This window comes from Enterobacter sp. JS8-1 (genome assembly GCF_049187015.1).
In the GTDB taxonomy this organism is placed as follows: domain Bacteria; phylum Pseudomonadota; class Gammaproteobacteria; order Enterobacterales; family Enterobacteriaceae; genus Enterobacter; species Enterobacter mori.
The window spans coordinates 1,296,019-1,316,408 of the sequence record NZ_CP185805.1; the positions used below are offsets into that span (position 1 = coordinate 1,296,019).

At 62.3% G+C, this 20,390-nt stretch carries 17 protein-coding genes; 9 read left to right on the plus strand and 8 right to left on the minus strand.

Annotated elements, in window-relative coordinates:
• Positions 1-87: 87 nt before the first annotated feature.
• The gene (locus tag ACOQH0_RS06075) at positions 88-2,328 is read right to left on the minus strand and encodes a TonB-dependent siderophore receptor (protein WP_421511773.1); all 2,241 of its coding nucleotides are present in this window, start codon (positions 2,326-2,328) and stop codon (positions 88-90) included.
• Positions 2,329-2,474: 146 nt separating this feature from the next.
• Between ACOQH0_RS06075 and fes the strand changes: the two genes are divergently transcribed.
• The 3 genes from fes to entF are packed head-to-tail and all read left to right on the plus strand — an operon-like array spanning position 2,475 to position 7,751.
• On the plus strand, positions 2,475-3,674 hold the full coding sequence (gene fes / locus ACOQH0_RS06080; RefSeq protein ID WP_421511775.1) for an enterochelin esterase: 1,200 nt from the start codon (positions 2,475-2,477) through the stop codon (positions 3,672-3,674).
• A 10-nt stretch (positions 3,675-3,684) separates the two neighbouring features.
• Positions 3,685-3,897, plus strand: coding sequence for an MbtH family protein (locus ACOQH0_RS06085; RefSeq protein WP_221550594.1), 213 nt, complete (start codon positions 3,685-3,687; stop codon positions 3,895-3,897).
• On the plus strand, positions 3,894-7,751 hold the full coding sequence (entF, locus tag ACOQH0_RS06090) for an enterobactin non-ribosomal peptide synthetase EntF (protein ID WP_421511776.1): 3,858 nt from the start codon (positions 3,894-3,896) through the stop codon (positions 7,749-7,751). The genes ACOQH0_RS06085 and entF overlap by 4 nt, the downstream gene beginning before the upstream one ends.
• Before the next feature lie 82 nt (positions 7,752-7,833).
• Here the strand turns inward: entF and fepC are convergent, their stop codons facing one another.
• The 3 genes from fepC to fepD are packed head-to-tail and all read right to left on the minus strand — an operon-like array spanning position 7,834 to position 10,618.
• Positions 7,834-8,628 (minus strand): iron-enterobactin ABC transporter ATP-binding protein, encoded by a 795-nt coding sequence (gene fepC, locus ACOQH0_RS06095; protein ID WP_421511777.1) that lies wholly within the window; start codon positions 8,626-8,628, stop codon positions 7,834-7,836.
• Positions 8,625-9,614, minus strand: a complete 990-nt coding sequence (gene fepG / locus ACOQH0_RS06100) for an iron-enterobactin ABC transporter permease (RefSeq protein ID WP_421512329.1) — start codon at positions 9,612-9,614, stop codon at positions 8,625-8,627. The genes fepC and fepG overlap by 4 nt, the downstream gene beginning before the upstream one ends.
• On the minus strand, positions 9,614-10,618 hold the full coding sequence (fepD, locus tag ACOQH0_RS06105) for a Fe(3+)-siderophore ABC transporter permease (RefSeq protein WP_421511778.1): 1,005 nt from the start codon (positions 10,616-10,618) through the stop codon (positions 9,614-9,616). Before fepD ends, fepG begins: the two co-directional genes overlap by 1 nt.
• A gap of 108 nt (positions 10,619-10,726) precedes the next feature.
• Here fepD and entS point away from each other — a divergent pair, with 108 nt between their 5' ends.
• Positions 10,727-11,974 (plus strand): enterobactin transporter EntS, encoded by a 1,248-nt coding sequence (gene entS, locus ACOQH0_RS06110; protein ID WP_420984900.1) that lies wholly within the window; start codon positions 10,727-10,729, stop codon positions 11,972-11,974.
• Between the two features lie 83 nt (positions 11,975-12,057).
• Here entS and fepB read toward each other — a convergent pair whose 3' ends face one another.
• The gene (gene fepB, locus ACOQH0_RS06115) at positions 12,058-13,017 is read right to left on the minus strand and encodes a Fe2+-enterobactin ABC transporter substrate-binding protein (RefSeq protein WP_421511779.1); all 960 of its coding nucleotides are present in this window, start codon (positions 13,015-13,017) and stop codon (positions 12,058-12,060) included.
• 188 nt (positions 13,018-13,205) lie between these two features.
• Between fepB and entC the strand changes: the two genes are divergently transcribed.
• From entC to entH, 5 genes are read left to right on the plus strand one after another with little or no spacing between them, the layout of a single operon-like run.
• Positions 13,206-14,381, plus strand: coding sequence for an isochorismate synthase EntC (entC, locus tag ACOQH0_RS06120; protein WP_218307850.1), 1,176 nt, complete (start codon positions 13,206-13,208; stop codon positions 14,379-14,381).
• Positions 14,382-14,390: 9 nt separating this feature from the next.
• Positions 14,391-16,001, plus strand: a complete 1,611-nt coding sequence (gene entE, locus ACOQH0_RS06125) for a (2,3-dihydroxybenzoyl)adenylate synthase EntE (protein WP_421511780.1) — start codon at positions 14,391-14,393, stop codon at positions 15,999-16,001.
• Between the two features lie 10 nt (positions 16,002-16,011).
• On the plus strand, positions 16,012-16,866 hold the full coding sequence (locus ACOQH0_RS06130; protein WP_421511781.1) for an isochorismatase family protein: 855 nt from the start codon (positions 16,012-16,014) through the stop codon (positions 16,864-16,866).
• Positions 16,866-17,618: a 2,3-dihydro-2,3-dihydroxybenzoate dehydrogenase EntA gene (gene entA, locus ACOQH0_RS06135; RefSeq protein WP_420984895.1), complete on the plus strand. Its 753-nt coding sequence runs from the start codon at positions 16,866-16,868 to the stop codon at positions 17,616-17,618. The genes ACOQH0_RS06130 and entA overlap by 1 nt, the downstream gene beginning before the upstream one ends.
• Positions 17,618-18,031, plus strand: coding sequence for a proofreading thioesterase EntH (entH, locus tag ACOQH0_RS06140; protein WP_420984894.1), 414 nt, complete (start codon positions 17,618-17,620; stop codon positions 18,029-18,031). The genes entA and entH overlap by 1 nt, the downstream gene beginning before the upstream one ends.
• Positions 18,032-18,098: 67 nt before the next feature.
• Here the strand turns inward: entH and ACOQH0_RS06145 are convergent, their stop codons facing one another.
• The 3 genes from ACOQH0_RS06145 to ACOQH0_RS06155 are packed head-to-tail and all read right to left on the minus strand — an operon-like array spanning position 18,099 to position 20,381.
• Positions 18,099-19,211: a M20 family metallopeptidase gene (locus ACOQH0_RS06145; protein WP_421511782.1), complete on the minus strand. Its 1,113-nt coding sequence runs from the start codon at positions 19,209-19,211 to the stop codon at positions 18,099-18,101.
• A gap of 13 nt (positions 19,212-19,224) precedes the next feature.
• Entirely contained in the window at positions 19,225-19,689 is a 465-nt protein-coding gene (locus ACOQH0_RS06150) for a YjiG family protein (protein WP_174340530.1), read from the minus strand.
• Entirely contained in the window at positions 19,686-20,381 is a 696-nt protein-coding gene (locus ACOQH0_RS06155) for a nucleoside recognition domain-containing protein (RefSeq protein ID WP_042718938.1), read from the minus strand. Before ACOQH0_RS06155 ends, ACOQH0_RS06150 begins: the two co-directional genes overlap by 4 nt.
• Between the last annotated feature and the right edge of the window lie 9 nt (positions 20,382-20,390).

A 20,390-nucleotide genomic window follows, 5' to 3' on the forward strand; every position in this document is an offset into this window, starting at 1 on the left:
CGGCCTGATGCCCTCACCCCGACCCTCTTCCACAGGGAGAGGGAGCAAACACTAAAAACGGCAACGGGGTTGCCGTTTTGCTTTCACCTAGAAATGCGTATTCACGCTCATATACCAGGTCCGGCCCGGCTCATTATACGTATACGCACCCGCACCGTACATATACGCACCGGTCGTGGTGTTCCCGGTGGTCTGGGCATTACCCGCACGCCACTGGCGCTTGTCGAAGACGTTGTCCACGCCGCCGGTCAGGCTGACGTTTTTGGTCACGTCCCAGGTCGCGCTCAGGCCCACGATGCTGTACGGGCTGACTTCGTCTTTCTCAGACCCGGTCACCGGCTGACCTTTGTAGTTGTACTTCTTCGGCTGCTGCTTGCCGTACCAGGTGAAGGTCGACTGGAGCGACACGTCCTGATGCACCTGCCAGCTCAGGGTTGAGTTCAGCGTGTACTCAGGAATGATCGACAGACGGTCGCCGGTCTCCTTGTTTTTGCTCTGCAGCATGTAGGTGATGTTGTTGGTCCAGTTGATGGTGTCGCTGACCGGCACGTTCAGGGAGCCTTCCAGACCTTCGACCACCGCCTTCGGCACGTTTTCCCACTGGTAAATATCGGTGGTGACTTTGCTGGTGGACGTCTGGCCAATCGGCGCGTAGCCTGCTTCAATCTTGTCGCGATAGTCGTTACGGAACCAGGTGACACCCGCCTGCCAGCCGTCGCGTTTCCACTCCAGGCCGATCTCTTTGTTAATGCTGGTTTCAGCTTTCAGGTCGTCGTTACCCATCATGTAGCAGCCCACGCCGTCGGAGCTTGCGTAGCAGCCCTGACCTTTGCTGTAGAGCAGGTAGTTCGGGTTAGTCTGGTACAGGCTCGGTGCTTTGTAGGCGCGCGCGATCCCCATCTTCAGCGTGAATTCATCGCCAAGGCCCTGCGAGAGGTTGAGCGACGGGCTCCAGTTGTTGCCGACGATGGTGTGGTGATCGAAGCGCAGGGCAGGGGTCAGCATGGTGCTGTCGGTCAACTCCATGTTGTTTTCGGCGAACAGCGAGAAAATCTCTGCCGAGGAGTATGGGCTGCGGTCGTCGCTCATGCCCGGAATGGTGCCGCCCTGCTGGGCCTGGGTGTTAGAGGTGGAATCCTTCATGCGCTGCTGGTTCCACTCGGTGCCCAGCGTCAGGTTCTGGTTGACGATGAAATCAATCGGCAGGTTGATTTCGCTGTGCAGCATCACGTCGGCCAGGTCGGTGTCGGTGAATTTATTGCTGTTGAACAAGCCTTCCGTTCCGCCCGCCAGCCCTTCGCCCAGACGGGAGTTGCGGGTGTGTTCGTACTGCGCCCAGTTGCTGGTCGTAATGCCGTTATCCCAGCCGCCGTTCCAGGTCACCGCAAAGTTCTGGCGGTAGATACGGTTAGTCTCTTTACCGTAGTTTTTCTTCACCAGCGCGTTGTCGTTGTTGGTGTTCTGGGTATCGCCCGCGTACAGGTTGTTCTGGCGGCTGTAGCCGGCTTCAAACTCCAGAGACTGCATTGGCGCGAAGTCCCAGCGCACCACGCCGTTGATGTCTTTGTTTTCCACACCTTCACGGCCTGCGGGCAGCGTGTCGGCGTAAGCACCGGTACGGTCAGACTGGTGGCCCTGGTTGATGTCCCACGCGTCGGCCTGGGTTTTGTCCAGGTTGCCGAACATGCGGAAGCTGAAATCGCCGCCCAGCGGACCGCTGAGGCTGAAGTTGGTGCGCTTGGTGGAACCTTCGTCCTTGTGTTCTGGCGCATTCAGGTAGGTATTCCAGGAGCCGTGCCACTGGTTGTCGAATTTTTTGGTGATGATGTTCACCACGCCGCCAGCCGCGCCGTTACCGTAGCGCGCGGCGGCCGGGCCGCGGATCACTTCGATGCGTTCGATCATCTCTGGTGGCACCCAGCCGGTATCGCCGCGGGTATCACGCTCGCCGCGCCAGCCCAGGCGGATGGAGTTACGGCTGGTGACCGGCTTACCGTCGATCAGGATCAGGGTGTTTTCCGGGCCCATGCCGCGAATGTCAATCTGACGGTTGTTCCCGCGCTGGCCGCTGGTGGAGTTCCCGGTCAGGTTGACGCCCGGCATGGTGCGGATGATTTCAGCCACGTCCCGCGCGGGCGGGTTTTTGCGGATTTCATCGGCGGTGATGGTCGACACGCCCGGCGCCTGCAGGTTCTGCTCGGCGGCGGTGATCACCATCGTGTCTTCGTGCTGCGCGGTGGCGGTGTTGTCGTCTGCCATGGCGGGCAGCGCGACACCATAAATCCCTAAATTGACCAGCAAGGCCAGAGAGTGAATCTTCTTATTCATTGTACGTCCCGCTTTTATGGTTATTTAATGAGCGCGCTTCCCACAGCGCGGGCATTACGCTATTGCAAATGCAAATAGTTATCAATAATATTATCAATAAAATTTGTCCTGAAACAAAAAAGACTGTTAAACATGAGGTTATAAGGGTGACGGCGTTAACAACGGGAAGTGAAGCCTGGTGGCAGTCCAAAAACGGGCCAGAATGGGAACGTCTGAAGGCGAATTATCGCGTCACCTTCTGGTGGCGTGACCCGGCAGGAACGCAGAAAACGTCAACGGTTAAACGCGTCTGGCTCTACATCACCGGCGTGACCGATCATCATCAAAATGCCCGCCCGCAATCTCTTGAGCGCATCCCGGATACCGACGTCTGGCAGTGGCAGGGCGAGTTCAGCCCCGAATGGCGCGGCAGCTACTGTTTTATCCCCTCCGATAACGAAAACGATTTTGCCTGCGCAGTATTTGAAGGCGAGCAGCCGGACCGCATGGCGCTGCGCGAAGGCTGGCGCAAACTGTTGCCGCACGCGGTCTCCGACCCGCTGAATCCGCAGAGTTGGCGCGGCGGGCGCGGTCACGCCGTCTCGGCGCTGGAGATGCCGGATGCCCCCGTTCAGCCCGGCTGGGATCGTTCCGATACGCCGTATCAGCCACCTGTCTGCATTGAGTGGAACAGTGCACGTCTCAACAACCGTCGCCGCGTGTGGATTTTTACCACCGGAGATGACAGCTCCGGGCGCCCGCTGGCGGTGCTGCTCGACGGGCAGTTCTGGGCCGAAAGCATGCCCGTCTGGCCTGCGCTGGCGTCGCTGACCCGCGACGGCAAACTGCCGCCTGCGGTCTACGTCTTAATTGATGCGATCGATACAGAACATCGCAGCCGGGAACTGCCCTGTAATCCCGATTTCTGGCTGGCGGTGCAGGAGGAACTCCTTCCCCTTGTGAAAACAACCGCCTCGTTCAGCGACCGTGCCGATCGGACCATCGTGGCAGGCCAGAGCTTTGGTGGCCTCTCTTCGCTTTATGCTGGCCTCAACTGGCCGCAGCGTTTTGGCTGCATCCTCAGCCAGTCCGGATCCTACTGGTGGCCGCACCGCGGCGCGCAGCAGGACGGGCTGCTCATCGAACAACTTAAAGCGGGTGAAAAAACCGCACGCGGGCTGCGCATTGTCCTCGAGGCCGGGCGCAACGAGCCGCTTATCTTCCGCGCGAATCAGGCGATTTTCGCCGAACTACACACGCAGCAGCCGATTTTCTGGCGTCAGGTTGACGGCGGGCACGATGCGCTTTGCTGGCGCGGTGGGCTGACACAGGGGCTGATGACCCTCTGGCAGCCGCTTATTCACTAACGGAGTCTGTATGGAATTCAGCAATCCTTTCGATAATCCGCAGGGACAGTTCGCCATTCTGCAAAACGACCAGGGGCAGTACAGCCTGTGGCCGCAGCAGTGCGAACTGCCCGCAGGCTGGCGCGTTGTCTGCGAGCCGCAGTCCCAGGAGGCGTGCCAGCAGTGGCTTGCCGGGCATTGGCAAACGCTTGTCCCGTCCCATTTTGCGGAGGGGAGCGCATGAACCGTCTTCCTCTCGTTGCCGCCCAGCCGGGTATCTGGATGGCGGAGCAGCTTTCCTCCCTGCCAAACGCCTGGAGCGTGGCGCACTACACCGAACTGAAAGGCGACATTGACGCGCCATTGCTGGCAAAAGCGATTGCGGAAGGCATGATGCAGGCCGATACCCTGCGGATGCGTTTTGCCGAGGATAACGGCGAGGTGTGGCAGTGGGTGGATGACACCTTCATTCTGCGGGAGCCGTCCATCGTTCGCGCTACCTCTCACGACGACGCCGTGGCGCTGATGGAGGCCGATCTTAACCAGAACCTGCGCGTTGACAGCGGGCAGCCGCTGGCGTTTCACCAGTTGATTCAGGTGGGGAACAGCCACTGGTACTGGTATCAGCGCTATCACCATCTGGTGGTGGATGGCTTCAGCTTCCCGGCCATTACCCGCCAGATCGCCGCGATGTATACCGCCTGGAAAAAGGGTGAACCGACGCCTGCATCCCCGTTTACACCGTTTGCCGAGGTGGTGGACGAGTATCAGCGCTATCGCGACAGCGAGGCATATGCGCGCGACGGTGCCTTCTGGGCAGAGCAGCGCAAGCAGCTCCCTTCTCCGGTCTCGCTCTCTTCCGCGCCGCTGCCGGGACGCGCCGCCACTACCGACATTCTGCGCCTGAAAATTGCAATGGACGGCCGCGCCTTTAGCCAGCTTGCACAGGCGGCAGGGCAGGCGCAGCGCACCGATCTGGCGCTTGCGCTGGTGGCGCTGTGGCTGGGCCGCCTCACCGGACGGCTGGACTACGCCGCCGGGTTTATCTTTATGCGCCGCATGGGCTCCTCGGCGCTCACCGCGACCGGGCCGGTGCTGAACGTGCTGCCGCTGGCGGTCAATATCGACGCGCAGGAGAGCCTGCCCGCGCTGGCGCTGCGACTGGCTAACCAGCTGAAAAAAATGCGCCGCCATCAGCGCTACGACGCCGAGCAGATCGTGCGCGACAGCGGGCGTGCCGCGGGCGACGAAGCGCTGTTTGGCCCGGTGCTGAACGTTAAGGTTTTCGATTATCAGCTGAATATCGACGGCGTGGAGGCCATCACCCACACGCTGGCAACCGGCCCGGTGAACGATCTCGAGCTGGCGCTGTTCCCGGACGAGCAGGGCGATCTCCGCATTGAGATCCTCGCCAATAAACAGCGTTACGATGAGGCGACGCTTACCCGTCACGTGGCGCGCCTGAACGCGATGCTGCTGCAGTTTTCGGCTAATCCGGACCTGCGCTGCGGCGAAGTGGAAACCGTTTCAGAGCAGGAATACGCGAAGCTCGCCCGCATCAACGATACCGGGCTGGCGCTGCCGTCTACCACGCTGGCGGATCTGGTGGCGGAGCAGGCGAGCAAAACGCCGGACGCCCCTGCGCTGGCGGATGCGCACATCGAGCTGAACTATCGCCAGATGCGCGAGCAGGTCGTCGCGCTGGCAAACCTGTTGCGCGAGCGCGGTGTGAAGCCGGGCGACAGCGTGGCGGTGGCACTCCCGCGCTCGGTGTTCCTGACGCTGGCGCTGCACGGCATCGTCGAGGCCGGTGCCGCGTGGCTGCCGCTGGATACCGGCTACCCGGACGACCGCCTGCGGATGATGCTGGAGGACGCGAAGCCGTCCCTGCTCATTACCACCGACGAGCAGCTCCCGCGCTTTAGCGATCTGCCTATTACGACGTTTAGTTACAACACACTGTTACCGGCTGAGAATGCGGAACCGCTGCGCCTGGCGACGCCGGAGCAGACGGCGTACATCATCTTTACCTCCGGTTCGACGGGACGCCCGAAAGGGGTCATGGTCGGCCATACTGCTATCGTTAACCGCCTGAAGTGGATGCAGGACCATTACCCTCTGACGGCGTTTGACGTGGTGGCGCAGAAAACGCCGTGCAGCTTTGACGTGTCGGTGTGGGAGTTCTGGTGGCCGTTTATCGCCGGGGCGAAGCTGGTGATGGCCGAGCCGGACGCGCACCGCGATCCGCAGGCAATGCAGAGTTTCTTCGCGCAGTACGGCGTGACCACCACCCACTTCGTGCCGTCGATGCTGGCGGCCTTTGTCGCCTCGCTGACCCCGGAAAACGCTGCGTGCTGCAAAACCCTTAAGCAGGTGTTCTGCAGCGGCGAAGCGCTGCCGACCGGGCTGTGCCGGGAGTGGGAACAGCTCACCCGTGCGCCGCTGCACAACCTCTATGGTCCAACGGAAGCGGCGGTGGATGTGAGCTGGTATCCGGCGTTTGGCCCCGAGCTGGCGGCGGTGGAGGGCAACAGCGTGCCAATTGGCTTCCCGGTGTGGAACACGGGGCTACGCATCCTTGACGCGATGATGCGCCCGGTGCCGTTCGGCGTTGCGGGCGACCTTTATCTCACCGGCATTCAGCTGGCGCAGGGGTATCTGGGCCGTCCGGACCTCACCGCCAGCCGCTTTATCGCCGACCCGTTTGCCCCCGGCGAGCGGATGTACCGCACCGGCGACGTTGCCCGCTGGCTGGACAACGGCGCGGTGGAATATCTGGGCCGCAGCGACGATCAGCTGAAAATTCGCGGCCAGCGTATCGAGCTGGGCGAGATCGACCGGGCGATGCTGTCGCTGCCGGACATCGCCCAGGCCGTCGCCCACGCCTGCGTGTTCAACCAGGCGGTGGCAACCGGCGGCGATGCCCGTCAGCTGGTAGGGTATATCGTCTCTGAATCCGGCTTACCGCTGGATCGCGACGCGCTGCTGGCGTCGCTCAAAGCCCAGCTGCCGCCGCACATGGTGCCGGTGGTGCTGCTGCAAATCAGCGCGCTGCCGCTCAGTGCGAACGGCAAGCTTGACCGCAAGGCGCTGCCGCTGCCGGAGCTGACGAGTAAATCCTCCGGCCGTGCGCCGGAGACGGAAACCGAAGTCGCCGTCGCGCAGGCGTTTTCCGCGCTGCTGGGCTGCGAGGTGAGCGACATTGAAGCCGACTTCTTTGCCCTCGGCGGCCACTCGCTGCTGGCGATGCGCCTGGCGGCACAGCTTAGCCGCGCGTTCGAGCGCAGGGTGACGCCGGGGCAGATTATGGTCGCCTCCACGGTGAGCAAGCTCAGCGCGCTGCTGGACTCGCAGATGAGCGACGAGCAGGCGCAGCGTCTGGGGTATGAAACCCTTCTGCCGCTGCGCGAAGGTAATGGCCCGACGCTGTTTTGCTTCCATCCGGCGTCCGGCTTTGCCTGGCAGTTTAGCGTGCTGGCGCGCTACCTCAGCCCGCGCTGGTCCATCATGGGCATTCAGTCACCGCGCCCGGAAGGGCCGATGCAGCAATGTGCGGATCTGGATGGAGTAATCGAACATCACCTGAATACGTTGCGTAAGCAGCAGCCGCAGGGGCCGTATTACCTGTTCGGCTATTCCCTCGGCGGCACGCTGGCGCAGGGCATTGCGGCGCGTCTGCGCGCGCAGGGTGAAGAGGTGGCCTTCCTCGGCCTGCTGGATACCTGGCCGCCCGAAACCCAGAACTGGGCGGAGAAAGAGGCCAACGGTCTCGACCCGGAGGTGCTGGCGGAAATCGAGCGCGAGCGCCAGGCGTTTATCGCCGCGCAGCAGGGGCAGGGCTCCAGCGAACTGTTTAGCGCCATTGAGGGCAACTACGCTGATGCGGTGCGGTTGCTGACTACGGCGCACAGCGCGCGGTTTGAGGGTAAAGCGACGCTGTTTGTTGCCGAGCGCATGCGAACGATGGACCCGCAGCTGGCCTGGTCGCCGTGGGTGGCGGAGCTTGAGGTGTATAGCCAGGATTGCGCCCACGTGGATATTATTTCACCGCAGGCATTTGAGAAGATTGGGCCGGTACTGAAGGAAATTTTAGTATAGTGCAAATGCCCGGTGGCGCTGCGCTTACCGGGCCTACGGGAGCCGAGTGTAGGCCGGGTAAGGCGCAGCCGCCACCCGGCAATTACCGCCGACCTAACGGCACCACCAGCGGCGTGCCCGCCACCGGATCGTCAATAATCATGCAGCGCATGCCGTAGATCCGCTCGATCAGTTCCGGTGTCACAATCTCTTTCGGCGCGCCCTGCGCCACAATCTCGCCGTCGCGTAGCGCAATCAAATGCGTGGCGTAGCGGCACGCCTGGTTTAAATCGTGCAGCACCGCTGCCAGGGTATAGCCCTGCGTGCGGTTCAGCTCGCTCAGCAGCTCCAGCAGGTCAATCTGATGGCTGATGTCGAGCCAGGTCGTCGGCTCGTCCAGCAGCATGATGGAGGTCTCCTGCGCCAGCACCATCGCGATCCACGCCCGCTGACGCTGCCCGCCGGAAAGGGTGTCCACGCTCTGCTGGGCCAGATCGGTAATCCCCGTCGCCTGCATCGCGCGGCTGACCGCCTCGTCATCCTCTTTACGCCAGCGGGTAAACAGCGGCTGGTGCGGGTAGCGCCCGCGCGAGACCAGTTCCTGTACCGTGATGTCTCCTGGTGTGGTGGCGTTTTGCGCCAGCAGCCCGATGCGCCGCGCCACCTCTTTGCTGGCGAAGCGCTGGATCTGCTCTCCGTCGAGGAACACGCTGCCTTCAGCCGGCGTCATCAGGCGGCTCAGCGTGCGCAGCAGGGTCGATTTGCCGCAGCCGTTCGGCCCGATGATTGCCGTAAAATGACCGTCCGGAATGGCGACGGATAAGTCACGGGCAATGATTTTTTTGCCGTAGCCGAGGGTAAGATTTTCGCCGCGCAAGCGGGTGGTTGTGTCTGTCATTTCTTGCGTGACTCCTGAACGAGCAAGACGATGAGGTAAATTCCGCCGAGGCTGACGGTCACCACGCCCACCTGCAGTTGATAAGGCATAAACAGCCGCTGGGCGCAGAGATCGGCGGCCAGCAGCAACAATGCGCCGCAGAACGCCGCCTGGGTTAATCCCCAGCGTGCGGTCCCGCTAAGGCGGCGGGCGATGTGCGGTGCCACGAGGGCGATAAACGAGATCGGCCCGGCGATAGCGGTAGAGGCGGCGGTCAGCAGTACGGCGACCAGCATCAGCATCAGGCGCGAGCGCTCTACGCCCACCCCCAGCGCGCAGGCGCTGTCGTCGCCCATCTCCAGCAGGCGCATGCGTCGCACCAGCAGTAGTGCGCCGATAAACATCAGCAAAATCAGCGGCGCGGCGGGCCAGGTTTTACCCCACGTCAGGCCGTTGAGGGAACCGGCATACCACAGCCCGGCGGAGAGCGCGGTTTCCAGCGAGGCCTGCAGTAAAAGCCAGGTGTTAAAGGCCATCAGCATGGCGCGTATGCCGATCCCGATGATGATCAGACGGAAGGTGTCGATACCGTTGCGCCAGGCCAGCGCCCAGATCAGTAATGACGTCAGAATGCCGCCCGCCATCGCCGTAAAGGTAATCGCCGTCAGGTGCTGACCAAACAGCACCATCGCCACCAGCACGCCGCTCCAGGCCCCGGTGTTGAGGCCCATCACGTCCGGGCTGCCGAGCGGGTTGCGCATCAGCGACTGGAAGATTGCACCGCTCACGCCGAGCGCCGCGCCGACCAGAATTGCCATCGCCACGCGCGGCAGTCGCCACTCCGTCACCACCATAGTGATGTTGCGCGGCGCGCTGCCGAGCAGGGCGTTAAAGACCTGCGCAAAATCGAGCGTGACCGCGCCGCTGCGCAGGCTCCAGACTGCCAGCAGCAGAATGGCGATGAGCAGCAGCGAGACGCTGGTGAGTAAACGACGGGACGGGGCCATCATGCGCCACCTCCGCGTTTACGGCGTACCAGGAAGATCAGCACTGGCGCGCCGATAAAGGCGCTGACCACTGAGACGCGCAGTTCGCCGGGCCCCAGCAGGCGGCCCAGCACGTCGGCAAACAGCAGCAGGGCAGGGGTGGCCAGCAGCGTCACCGGCAGCGACCAGCGGTGATCCGCCCCCACCAGCCAGCGCGCCATGTGCGGCATCATCAGGCCAATAAAGGCGATCGGGCCGACCACCGCCGTCGCGCTGCCGCACAGCACGGTGATGGCGAGCAGACCAATCAGCTGCGTGCGCGCCACGCGGTTGCCGAGGGCGGTCGCGGTGTCGCTGCCGAGGCTCAGGCTGTTGAGCGCGCGGCTTAAAAACAGCGCCACGGCGGCAGCGATAATGACCGGGATCGCCACCACTTTTAACGTTTCAAGGGTGCGGATATCCAGCGAACCGGCCTGCCAGAAGCGCAGCTGGTCGTAAACGTCCGGGTTGAGCAGGGCGATGCCGTTGGATAAGCCTTCCAGCACCGCCGCGAGCGCCACGCCCGCCAGCGTCAGGCGGACCGGACTCAGCTGGCCGCCGCCCTGGCTGCCGGTAAAGGCGACGACCAGCGAGGCGGCCAGCGCGCCGCAAAAGGCCATGACCAACTGCTCGGACGGAGAGGTCAACCCGAACAGCGCCGCGCCGAGCACGATGGCAAAGCTGGCGCCGGAGTTAACGCCGAGAATGCCGGGGTCCGCCAGCGGGTTACGGGTAAGGGTTTGCATCAGGGCACCGGCAAGGCCGAGCGCGCCACCCGCCAGCAGTCCGGCAAGCGTGCGGGGGAGTCGGGCGTCGAGCACGATAATGCAGTCAGCGCTCTGGCAGGTGCCGGAGAGCGCATCAACGATAACGGACGCGGGCAGCGGCTTCGCGCCGACCAGCAGGCTGAGTGCAACCGCAAGGCTCAGGAGCAGCAGTAAAACGGGCACGGCAACGGCGCGCACCGCAGAAGAGGAAAACGACATAGCAACATCCATGATTTGATAATGATAGTGATTATCGTTATCTATCTTATTTGGCTATGTTAGCATGTGCGCCCATGGAAAGGGTAGAAATAGACTCAAGGCTTTGTCATGAATCAAAAATCCTGGCTGCTCAACCTCAGCCTGCTGAAAACGCACCCGGCGTATCGCGCCGTATTTATCGCTCGCTTTATCTCCATTTTATCCCTCGGGCTGCTCGGCGTGGCCGTGCCGGTACAGATCCAGACCCTGACGCACTCCAGCTGGCTGGTGGGGTTATCCGTCACCTTAACCGGCGGGGCGATGTTCATCGGCCTGATGGTCGGCGGCGTGCTGGCGGACCGCTACGAGCGTAAAAAGCTGATCCTGCTGGCGCGCGGCACTTGCGGCGTGGGCTTTATCGGGCTGTGTCTGAACGCCATGCTGCCGGAGCCGTCGCTGATCGCCATTTACGCGCTGGGGCTGTGGGACGGTTTCTTCGCCTCGCTGGGCGTGACGGCGCTGCTGGCGGCAACGCCCGCGCTGGTCGGGCGCGAGAACCTGATGCAGGCGGGGGCGATCACCATGCTCACCGTGCGCCTCGGCTCGGTGATTTCGCCGATGGTGGGTGGGCTGCTGCTGGCGACCGGCAACGTGGCGTGGAACTACGGGCTGGCGGCGGCGGGGACCTTTATCACCACCCTGACCCTGCTGCGCCTGCCGCTGCTGCCGCCTCCGCCGCAGCCGCGCGAGCATCCGCTGAAATCACTGATGGCCGCTATTCGTTTCCTGTTCAGCAACCCGCTGATTGGCGGGATTGCGCTGCTCGGTGGCCTGCTGACGATGGCGAGCGCCGTGCGCGTGCTCTACCCGGCGCTGGCGGGAGAGTGGCAGATGAGCGCCTCGGAGATTGGCGTGCTGTACGCCGCCATTCCGCTCGGCGCGGCATGCGGAGCGCTGACCAGCGGCAACCTGGCGCAAAGCGCGCGTCCGGGGTTGATTATGCTGCTTGCCACGCTGGCGTCGTTTATCGCCATTGGCTTCTTTAGCCTGATGCCGGTGTGGGCGCTGGGCGTGCTGTGTCTGGTGATCTTCGGCTGGCTGAGCGCCATCAGCTCACTTTTGCAATACACCCTGATCCAGACCCAGACGCCGGAAGGGATGCTTGGGCGCATTAACGGCCTGTGGACGGCGCAGAACGTGACGGGGGATGCGATTGGCGCGGCGATCCTCGGCGGGCTGGGGGCGATGATGACCCCGGTGGCCTCGGCGAGCAGCTGCGGGTTTGCGTTAGCGATGGTTGGCGTGATGTTGTTAGTGGCGCTGGTGGAATTGCGGCGGTTCAGGCAGGAGGTTGTGATTAACAACGGTGCGGCCTGATGCCCTCACCCCGGCCCTCTCCCACAGGGAGAGGGAGAAAACACCCGTAGGCCCGGTAAGCGAAGCGCCACCGGGCGCAGGCATTACCCGAAAATTGCCTCTAAACGCTGCAACACCAACATCGCGCTGTAATAATCCAGGCGGAACGTCTCGGTTCCCAATGCCCAAACCCGTTTGTTTTTCACCGACGGCAGATGCGCCAGCAGCGGGTTGGCGTAAATCGCGTCGACGTCTTTCTCATCGCCCGCAAACACAAACAGCCCTTCACCGTTCAGCCCCGTCGCCAGGTTTTCTCCACCCAACTGAATAATGTCGTGGCGTTTGCCCTGGCTTTTGGAGGTCTGCAGCCCGGCGGGCAGCTCCGCCAGCGTAAAGCCCAACTGGTGCAGCAGCTTGCCCTGCGCGGATTCAGCGGTCCACAGGTTGGCGCTGTGCGCGGCGGCGGTGTAGACGATGGCGTTCACCGGCTGCGGCGGCAGCTTCATCTGCTCTTTTACCTGCGCGAGCTGTTTATCAAAGGCGGCAATGCGCCCGGCGGCCTGTTTTTCCTGACCGGTGAGGGTGCCCAACTGGGTCAGCAGTTCCTGCCAGCTCTTGTCGTCGTAGTTGATGATAAGCGTCGGGGCGATGGCGGAGAGCTGGTCGTACAGCGCCAGCGCGGAATCCCCGCCGGTAGCGCTGATCAAAATCAGGTCCGGCATCTGCGCCGCGACCGCTTCGGCACTCGGCTCGCCGATGTACAGCCGCGCAACCTTGCGCTGTTTCGCAATATCCCCCCACTGGCGCAGGAAACCCTGCCCATCCGCCACGCGGTTGTTCGGCGTGGTGGCGCCGCTGGCGACGACCGGGGCGTCAATCGCCAGCAGGGAGCCGGTTAAGGTCACGCTGGTGGAGACAATGCGCGTCGGTTTGCTCTCAAGGGTATGCACGCCGCGGCTGTCGGTCACCTGGCGCGGCCAGTCGGCGGCGGTCGCTGAGGTTAGTCCTAAAACAAAAAGACCTGTCAGAAGAAAGGCATTACGGCAAAGGGCAGGGAATTTCACTGAGCGGCATCCTGTTATCGTTGAAGTTAATGCTTCTCATTTTCATGATTGCCGGGAAGGGATGCAAGCGTTTGTCGCACAAGTTGTTTGACCGACGGTTGACAGCGGGGCGCTGTGGGATTAGGTTAGCCGACGAAAATATAAATGATAATCATTATTGCTTCTTTTATCATTTTGAGGAGGATGATATGGATACGTCCCTGGCTGAGGAAGTTCAGCACACCGCAACCACGCTGCAATCAGACAGCTTTTTCTTTATGTCGCCTTACCGCAGTTTTACCACGTCCGGCTGCGTTGCCCGCTTTTCTGAGTCCGCCGTTGGCGGCGACGATCCGGCAGGCCGCTTCCAGCAGAAATTAGCCCAGGCTTTTCAGAACGCGAAGGCCAGCGGCATCGCCCATCCGGTCATGGTAGGGGCAATCCCATTCGATACCCGCAAGCCGTCGTCGCTGTTTATTCCCGAACGCTGGCAGACGTTTTCTCGCCCGGCGCGTCAGCAGTCTTCACGCTATTTCTCCGGTGCGCAGTCACTGAATATTGAAAAACGTACCGAGATCCCCCCGCAGCCTGTGTTTGAAGAGATGGTCGCCCGCGCCGCGGCGCTGACCGCCACGCCGCAGGTGAACAAGGTCGTGCTGTCGCGCCTGATTGATATTGCGACCGATAACAACATTGATAGCGGTGCGTTGATGGAGCGTCTTATCGCTCAGAACCCGGCGAGCTTTAATTTCCACGTGCCGCTGGAAGACGGCGGCGTGCTGCTGGGGGCAAGCCCCGAACTGCTGCTGCGCAAAGAGGGCGCGCACTTTAGCTCGCTGCCGCTGGCAGGCTCGGCGCGTCGTCAGCCGGACGACGTATTAGATCGCGAAGCGGGCAATAAGCTGCTGGCCTCCGAAAAAGACCGTCACGAGCACGACCTGGTGACCCAGGCGATGAAGGCCATTCTGGCACCGCGCAGCCACCATCTCAGCATGCCGGATTCTCCTCAGTTGATTACCACGCCGACGCTGTGGCATCTGGCAACGCCGGTAGAAGGCGAGGCGCGTGAAAATGAAAACGCCCTGACGCTGGCCTGCCTGCTGCACCCGACGCCGGCACTGAGCGGTTTCCCGCATCAGGCGGCAAAACAGCTGATTGCCGAGCTTGAGCCGTTCGACCGCGAGCTGTTCGGCGGCATCGTCGGCTGGTGCGACAGCGAAGGCAACGGCGAGTGGGTGGTGACCATCCGCTGCGCGCGTCTGCATAAAAATAGCGTTCGCCTGTTTGCCGGTGCGGGCATTGTTCCCGCCTCCTCGCCGGTGGGCGAGTGGCGCGAAACCGGTGTGAAGCTCTCCACCATGCTCAACGTTTTTGGTTTGCACTAAGGAATACTCATGACCATCCCTTTTACCCGCTGGCCTGAGGAATTTGCCCGCCGCTACCGCGAAAAAGGCTACTGGCAGGATCTGCCGTTGACCCACATCCTGACGGATCGTGCGGACAGCGATGCGGTAGCGATAATCGACGGCGAGCGGCACATCACCTACCGCGCGTTTAATCAGGCGGTCAACAACCTGGCGTCCGCCCTTGAGGCGCAGGGGCTACACCGCGGCGAGACCGCGCTGGTGCAGCTCGGCAACGTGGCCGAGTTCTACATTACCTTCTTCGCGCTGCTGCAAATCGGCGTCGCGCCGGTGAACGCGCTCTTTAGCCATCAGCGCAGCGAGCTGAACGCCTACGCGGAGCAGATCAAACCCGCCGTGCTGATTGCCGATCGCGACCACGCGCTGTTTGTGGGCGATGACTTTCTGAATACCTTTGTGGATGCGCATCGCTCGGTACGCGCCGTGCTGCTGCGCAGGGATAAGGGCGAACACGCGCTGGAAGCGGCGATTGCGCGCCCGGCGGACAATTTTATCCCGAACCCGACGCCCGCCGACGAGGTGGCGTTTTTCCAGCTCTCCGGCGGCAGCACCGGCACGCCGAAGCTGATCCCGCGCACGCATAACGATTACGACTACAGCATTCGCCGCAGCAATGAGATTTGCGGCATCACCGCCGAAACGCGTTACCTGAACGCGCTGCCCGCGGCGCATAACTACGCCATGAGCTCGCCGGGGTCGCTAGGCGTTTTCACCGCGGGCGGCTGCGTGGTGCTGGCAAACGATCCGAGCGCGACGCTCTGCTTCCCGCTGATTGAACGGCATCAGATCAACGTCACCTCGCTGGTGCCCCCGGCGGTGAGCCTGTGGCTGCAGGCGATTGCCGACGGCGCGGGGAACGCGCAGCTGAGATCTCTGAAGCTGCTTCAGGTGGGCGGTGCGCGCCTCTCCGCCACGCTCGCGGCGCGCATTCCGGCGGAAATCGGCTGCCAGCTTCAGCAGGTGTTCGGCATGGCGGAAGGGCTGGTGAACTACACCGGGCTCGACGACGCGCCGGAACGCATCATCAACACCCAGGGCCGTCCGATGTGCCCGGACGACGAAGTGTGGGTGGCGGACGAGCACGGTAACCCGCTGCCGCGCGGCGAAGTCGGACGTCTGATGACGCGCGGGCCGTACACCTTCCGCGGCTATTTCAACAGCCCGGAACACAACGCCAGCGCCTTCGATGCGAACGGTTTCTACTGCTCAGGGGATCTGATTGCCATCGACGAACAGGGCTACATCACCGTGCAGGGGCGCGAGAAAGATCAGATCAACCGCGGCGGGGAGAAGATCGCCGCCGAAGAGATTGAAAACCTGCTGCTGCGCCATGAGGCGGTGATCCACGCCGCGCTGGTGAGCATGGAGGACAGCCTGCTGGGCGAAAAAAGCTGCGCGTATCTGGTGGTGAAACAGCCCCTGCGCGCGGTCGAGGTGCGCCGCTTCCTGCGCGAGCAGGGCGTTGCCGAATTTAAGCTGCCGGACCGCGTGGAGAGCGTGGATGCGCTCCCGCTCACGCCGGTCGGCAAAGTCGATAAGAAACAGTTGCGCCTGTGGCTTGCAGAACGCGCCCGGGGCTGAGGAACAGAATATGGCCATTCCAAAATTAACCGCTTACGCGCTGCCGACCGCCGCAGAGCTGCCGACTAACAAGGTGAACTGGAGCTTTGAGCCGGAGCGCGCCGCGCTGTTGATCCACGATATGCAGGAGTATTTCCTGAACTTCTGGGGTGAAAATAGCGCGATGATGCAGCAGGTGGTAGCGAACATCGCCAGACTGCGCGCCTGGTGTAAAGCGCACAATATTCCGGTGTACTATACGGCTCAGCCGAAAGAGCAGAGCGACGAAGACCGCGCCCTGCTGAACGACATGTGGGGGCCGGGCCTGACCCGCTCCCCGGAGCAGCAGCGCATCGTCTCTGAACTCACGCCGGACGAAGCCGACACGGTGCTGGTCAAGTGGCGCTACAGCGCGTTTCACCGCTCGCCGCTGGAGCAGATGTTGAAAGAGACGGGCCGCAACCAGCTGTTGATTACCGGCGTGTACGCCCATATCGGCTGCATGACCACCGCCACCGATGCCTTTATGCGCGACATCAAACCGTTCTTTATTGCCGACGCGCTGGCGGATTTCACCCGCGACGAGCACCTGATGTCGCTGAATTACGTAGCAGGGCGCTCGGGCCGCGTGGTGATGACCGACGAGCTGCTGCCGTCCGTCCCGGCGACCAAAGCCGCGCTGCGCGAGCTGATCCTGCCGCTGCTGGACGAGTCCGACGAGCCGATGGATGACGAAAACCTGATCGACTATGGCCTGGACTCGGTGCGCATGATGGCGCTGGCCGCGCGCTGGCGCAAAGTGCACGGCGATATCGACTTCGTGATGCTGGCAAAAAATCCAACAATCGACGCCTGGTGGGCGCTGCTCTCCCGCGAGGTGAAGTAATGGGATTTGATTTCACCGGTAAAACCGTCTGGGTGACGGGCGCGGGGAAAGGGATTGGCTACGCGACGGCGCTGGCGTTTGCCGAAGCAGGCGCGCAGGTGACCGGGTTCGATCTGGCCTTCCCGCAGGAAGATTATCCGTTTGCCATCGAAACGCTGGACGTGGCAGATTTTGCCCAGGTCAGCGATGTGTGTGGCCGTTTGCTTAATACCCTTGAGCGTCTGGACGTGCTGGTCAACGCGGCGGGTATTCTGCGCATGGGGGCGACGGACCAGCTCTCGCTGGAGGACTGGCAGCAGACCTTCGCGGTCAATGTCGGCGGCGCGTTCAACCTGTTCCAGCAGACGATGGGCCAGTTCCGCCGTCAGCAGGGTGGGGCGATAGTCACCGTGGCGTCCGACGCGGCGCACACGCCGCGCATCGGCATGAGTGCCTACGGTGCGTCGAAAGCGGCGCTGAAAAGCCTGGCCCTGACCGTCGGGCTGGAGCTGGCGAGCTGCGGCGTGCGCTGTAACCTGGTGTCGCCAGGCTCAACGGACACCGACATGCAGCGCACCCTGTGGACCAGCGACGACGCGGAGCAGCAGCGTATTCGCGGCTTTGGCGAGCAGTTCAAGCTCGGCATTCCGCTGGGTAAAATCGCCCGCCCGCAGGAGATTGCCAGCACGGTGCTGTTCCTGGCATCCGATGTCGCCAGCCATATCGCCCTGCAGGATATCGTGGTGGACGGCGGCTCCACGCTGGGGGCGTGATGATCTGGAAACGTCATTTATCGCTCGAGGAGCTGAACGCCACCAGCATGAACACCCTGGTGGCGCATCTTGGCATCGTCTATACCCGTATCGGTGACGACACGCTGGAAGCGGAGATGCCGGTGGATGCGCGCACCCATCAGCCGTTTGGCCTGCTGCACGGCGGCGCGTCGGCGGCGCTGGCGGAAACACTGGGGTCGATGGCCGGTTTTCTGATGACCCGCGACGGACAGAACGTGGTGGGGACGGAGCTTAACGCCACGCACCACCGGGCGGTGTCGCAGGGGAGAGTGCGCGGAGTGTGCCAGCCGCTGCATCTGGGGCGTTCGAGCCAGAGCTGGGAGATCGTGGTCTTCGACGAGCAGGGGCGGCGGTGCTGTACCTGCCGGTTGAGTACGATGGTGTTGGGTTGATTTTGTGCGGTCTGTTGCCCTCACCCTAACCCTCTCCCACAGGGAGAGGGGACGGTTTACTGCAAAATTAGAGCATAGAGACTACACGTCTGAGTAATCGAATTCTCGGCTCAATCGACGCTTTATCCAGCCACTCCGCCGGGCTGTGGAACCCGGCGCCAATCGGCCCCAGGCCGTCGAGCGTCGGGATGCCGAGCGCGGCGGTGTGGTTGGCGTCGCTGCCGCCGCCGACCGCCTGCCAGGTAATGGCGATACCCTCCGCTTTTCCTGCAGCTTCAACCTGCTGCATCAGGGCCTGAGTCGCAACGCTTGTTGCCATCGCCGGTTTGTGATTCACCCGCGCAAGCGTAGTGGTCACGCCGTCTAAAAAGCCTTTTTCACATAACGCCTCCAGCGCCTGATTCACCCGGTCGTACTCGTCGTTTTCCCAGAAGCGCACGTCGAGTTCGGCTACGGCGTTATCCGCCACCACGTTGGCCGCGCTGCCGCCGTGAATCACCCCGATGTTGAGCGTGGTGCCGCGATCCCAGTCGGTTAGCGCATTAATGGCGATGACGCTGTTTGCCAGCGCGGTAATTGCCGAGCGACCTTTCTCCGGGTCGTTGCCCGCGTGTGCCGCCACGCCGCTGAAGGTGAGGTGATAGCCCGCCATCCCTTTACGCGCTTTCACCAGTGAACCGTCGGCGCGGGCGGCTTCGCAGACCAGCACGCAGCGGGAACGCTTAGCCAGCTCGCCAATCCATTCGTGGGAATGGACAGAGCCGGTCTCTTCGTCCGGGTTCATCGCGACGGCAATCGCGAGACGATCGTTGTCTGCGGCGTCGAGCCCGCGCATTGCCCACAAAATATTCAGAAGTCCGCTCTTCATATCCGAGACGCCGGGGCCGTACAGGCGGGTATCGTCCTCGCTCATCGGGCGCTCGGCGACGGTGCCGGGGGCAAAAACGGTATCCAGGTGCCCGACCAGCAGCACGTCAAAGCGTTCGGCCTGCGGTTTATTGCTGACGAACACGCCGGGGCCCACTTTATCGCCCAGATTAACCTGCTCGGTGTGCCAGCCTTCGCGCTGCCAGAGCTGCTGTATGATGCCTGCCACGGCAGCAACGCCCGCAATGGTCTGGGTGCCGCAGTCCACGTTCACCAGGGTTTTCAGCTCTTCAATGTAATGGTCAAGATTCATGTTCACGTCCTGTTCAGAGAATAATGCGCATCAGCAGCATGGCTAAAAACGCGTTGACTACCGAGATGGCGATCATCAGCGGGATACGTTTGGCGCGGGTGCCGATCACGCCCAGAATGCGGCCCAGATACTGAACCTGTGAGCCCATCAGGTAGATGGCGGGTGCCAGGATCGCCAGATGCTCGCCAGTGATAATGCCTTTATCAAACAGGCCAATGGCGACGCCTATCCCGCCGCCCATCGACATCCAGCCGCCAATCAGTACCGCGGCGGCCTCACCTGGCAGGCCGAACAGGCCCATTAACGGGGCGAAGATCATGCCCAGCCCTTTCAGGGCACCGGTAATTTCCAGCGCTTTGATGATGATAAACGCCATCACCACGTTGGGCAGGGTGCTGCTGGTGGCAATGCTCCAGCCTTTGCGCGCACCTTCGACGAAGACATCGGTAATGACGGGGTTAGACTGTGGGGCAGTCATGCGGCGTCTCCTTTACGGGTGAAGGACAGGATCAATCTCAGCAGATTTGCCCCCACGATTTTCATGATGAACATGACGGCGATACAGGCTCCGATGGACGTGGGAACTGCCGCCGTGCCGTCAACGGCGACCAGCGTGAAGAGGATCGCCCCGGAAGAGAAAAAGTTGGTGATCATCGCCCCGGCGGAGAACTGGAACATGGCGAAAACGTCTTTCTCTTTTTCGCTGATTTGCCCTTCGTCTGACAGATTGCGGGTAAGCGACGCGCCCACGTCGGTGCTTTGCAGGCTGCCAATCAGCGCCAGCCCGGTGGTGCCGGGAATGCCCAGCAGCGGGCGCAGCAGAGGGGTTAAGAGTTTGCGGGCGGCACGCAGCGCGCCATAGTGTTCCAGCACGTTGATCATCCCCAGCGCGAACATCACGGCGGGAATTAAACCGAGCGCGAAGAGAAACCCGTCCATCGCGCCGCTGCCGCCGGTGCCGCGAAAGGCGCTGCTGGCTGTGGTTAACGTACCGTCATCCAGACTGGCTTTACTGACCACTTTGCCAAACGCGCCGTTGAGGGTGGTGAAATCAAAGACGCCGTACCACTCTTTTCCGCCTAACAGGCCGGAGAAGAAAACGGCTGCAAACGCCAGGGCGAAGTACGCGCCCGGCCCGACCTTACTATCCTGAGGTACAGAACTGTTCATATCCTTTTC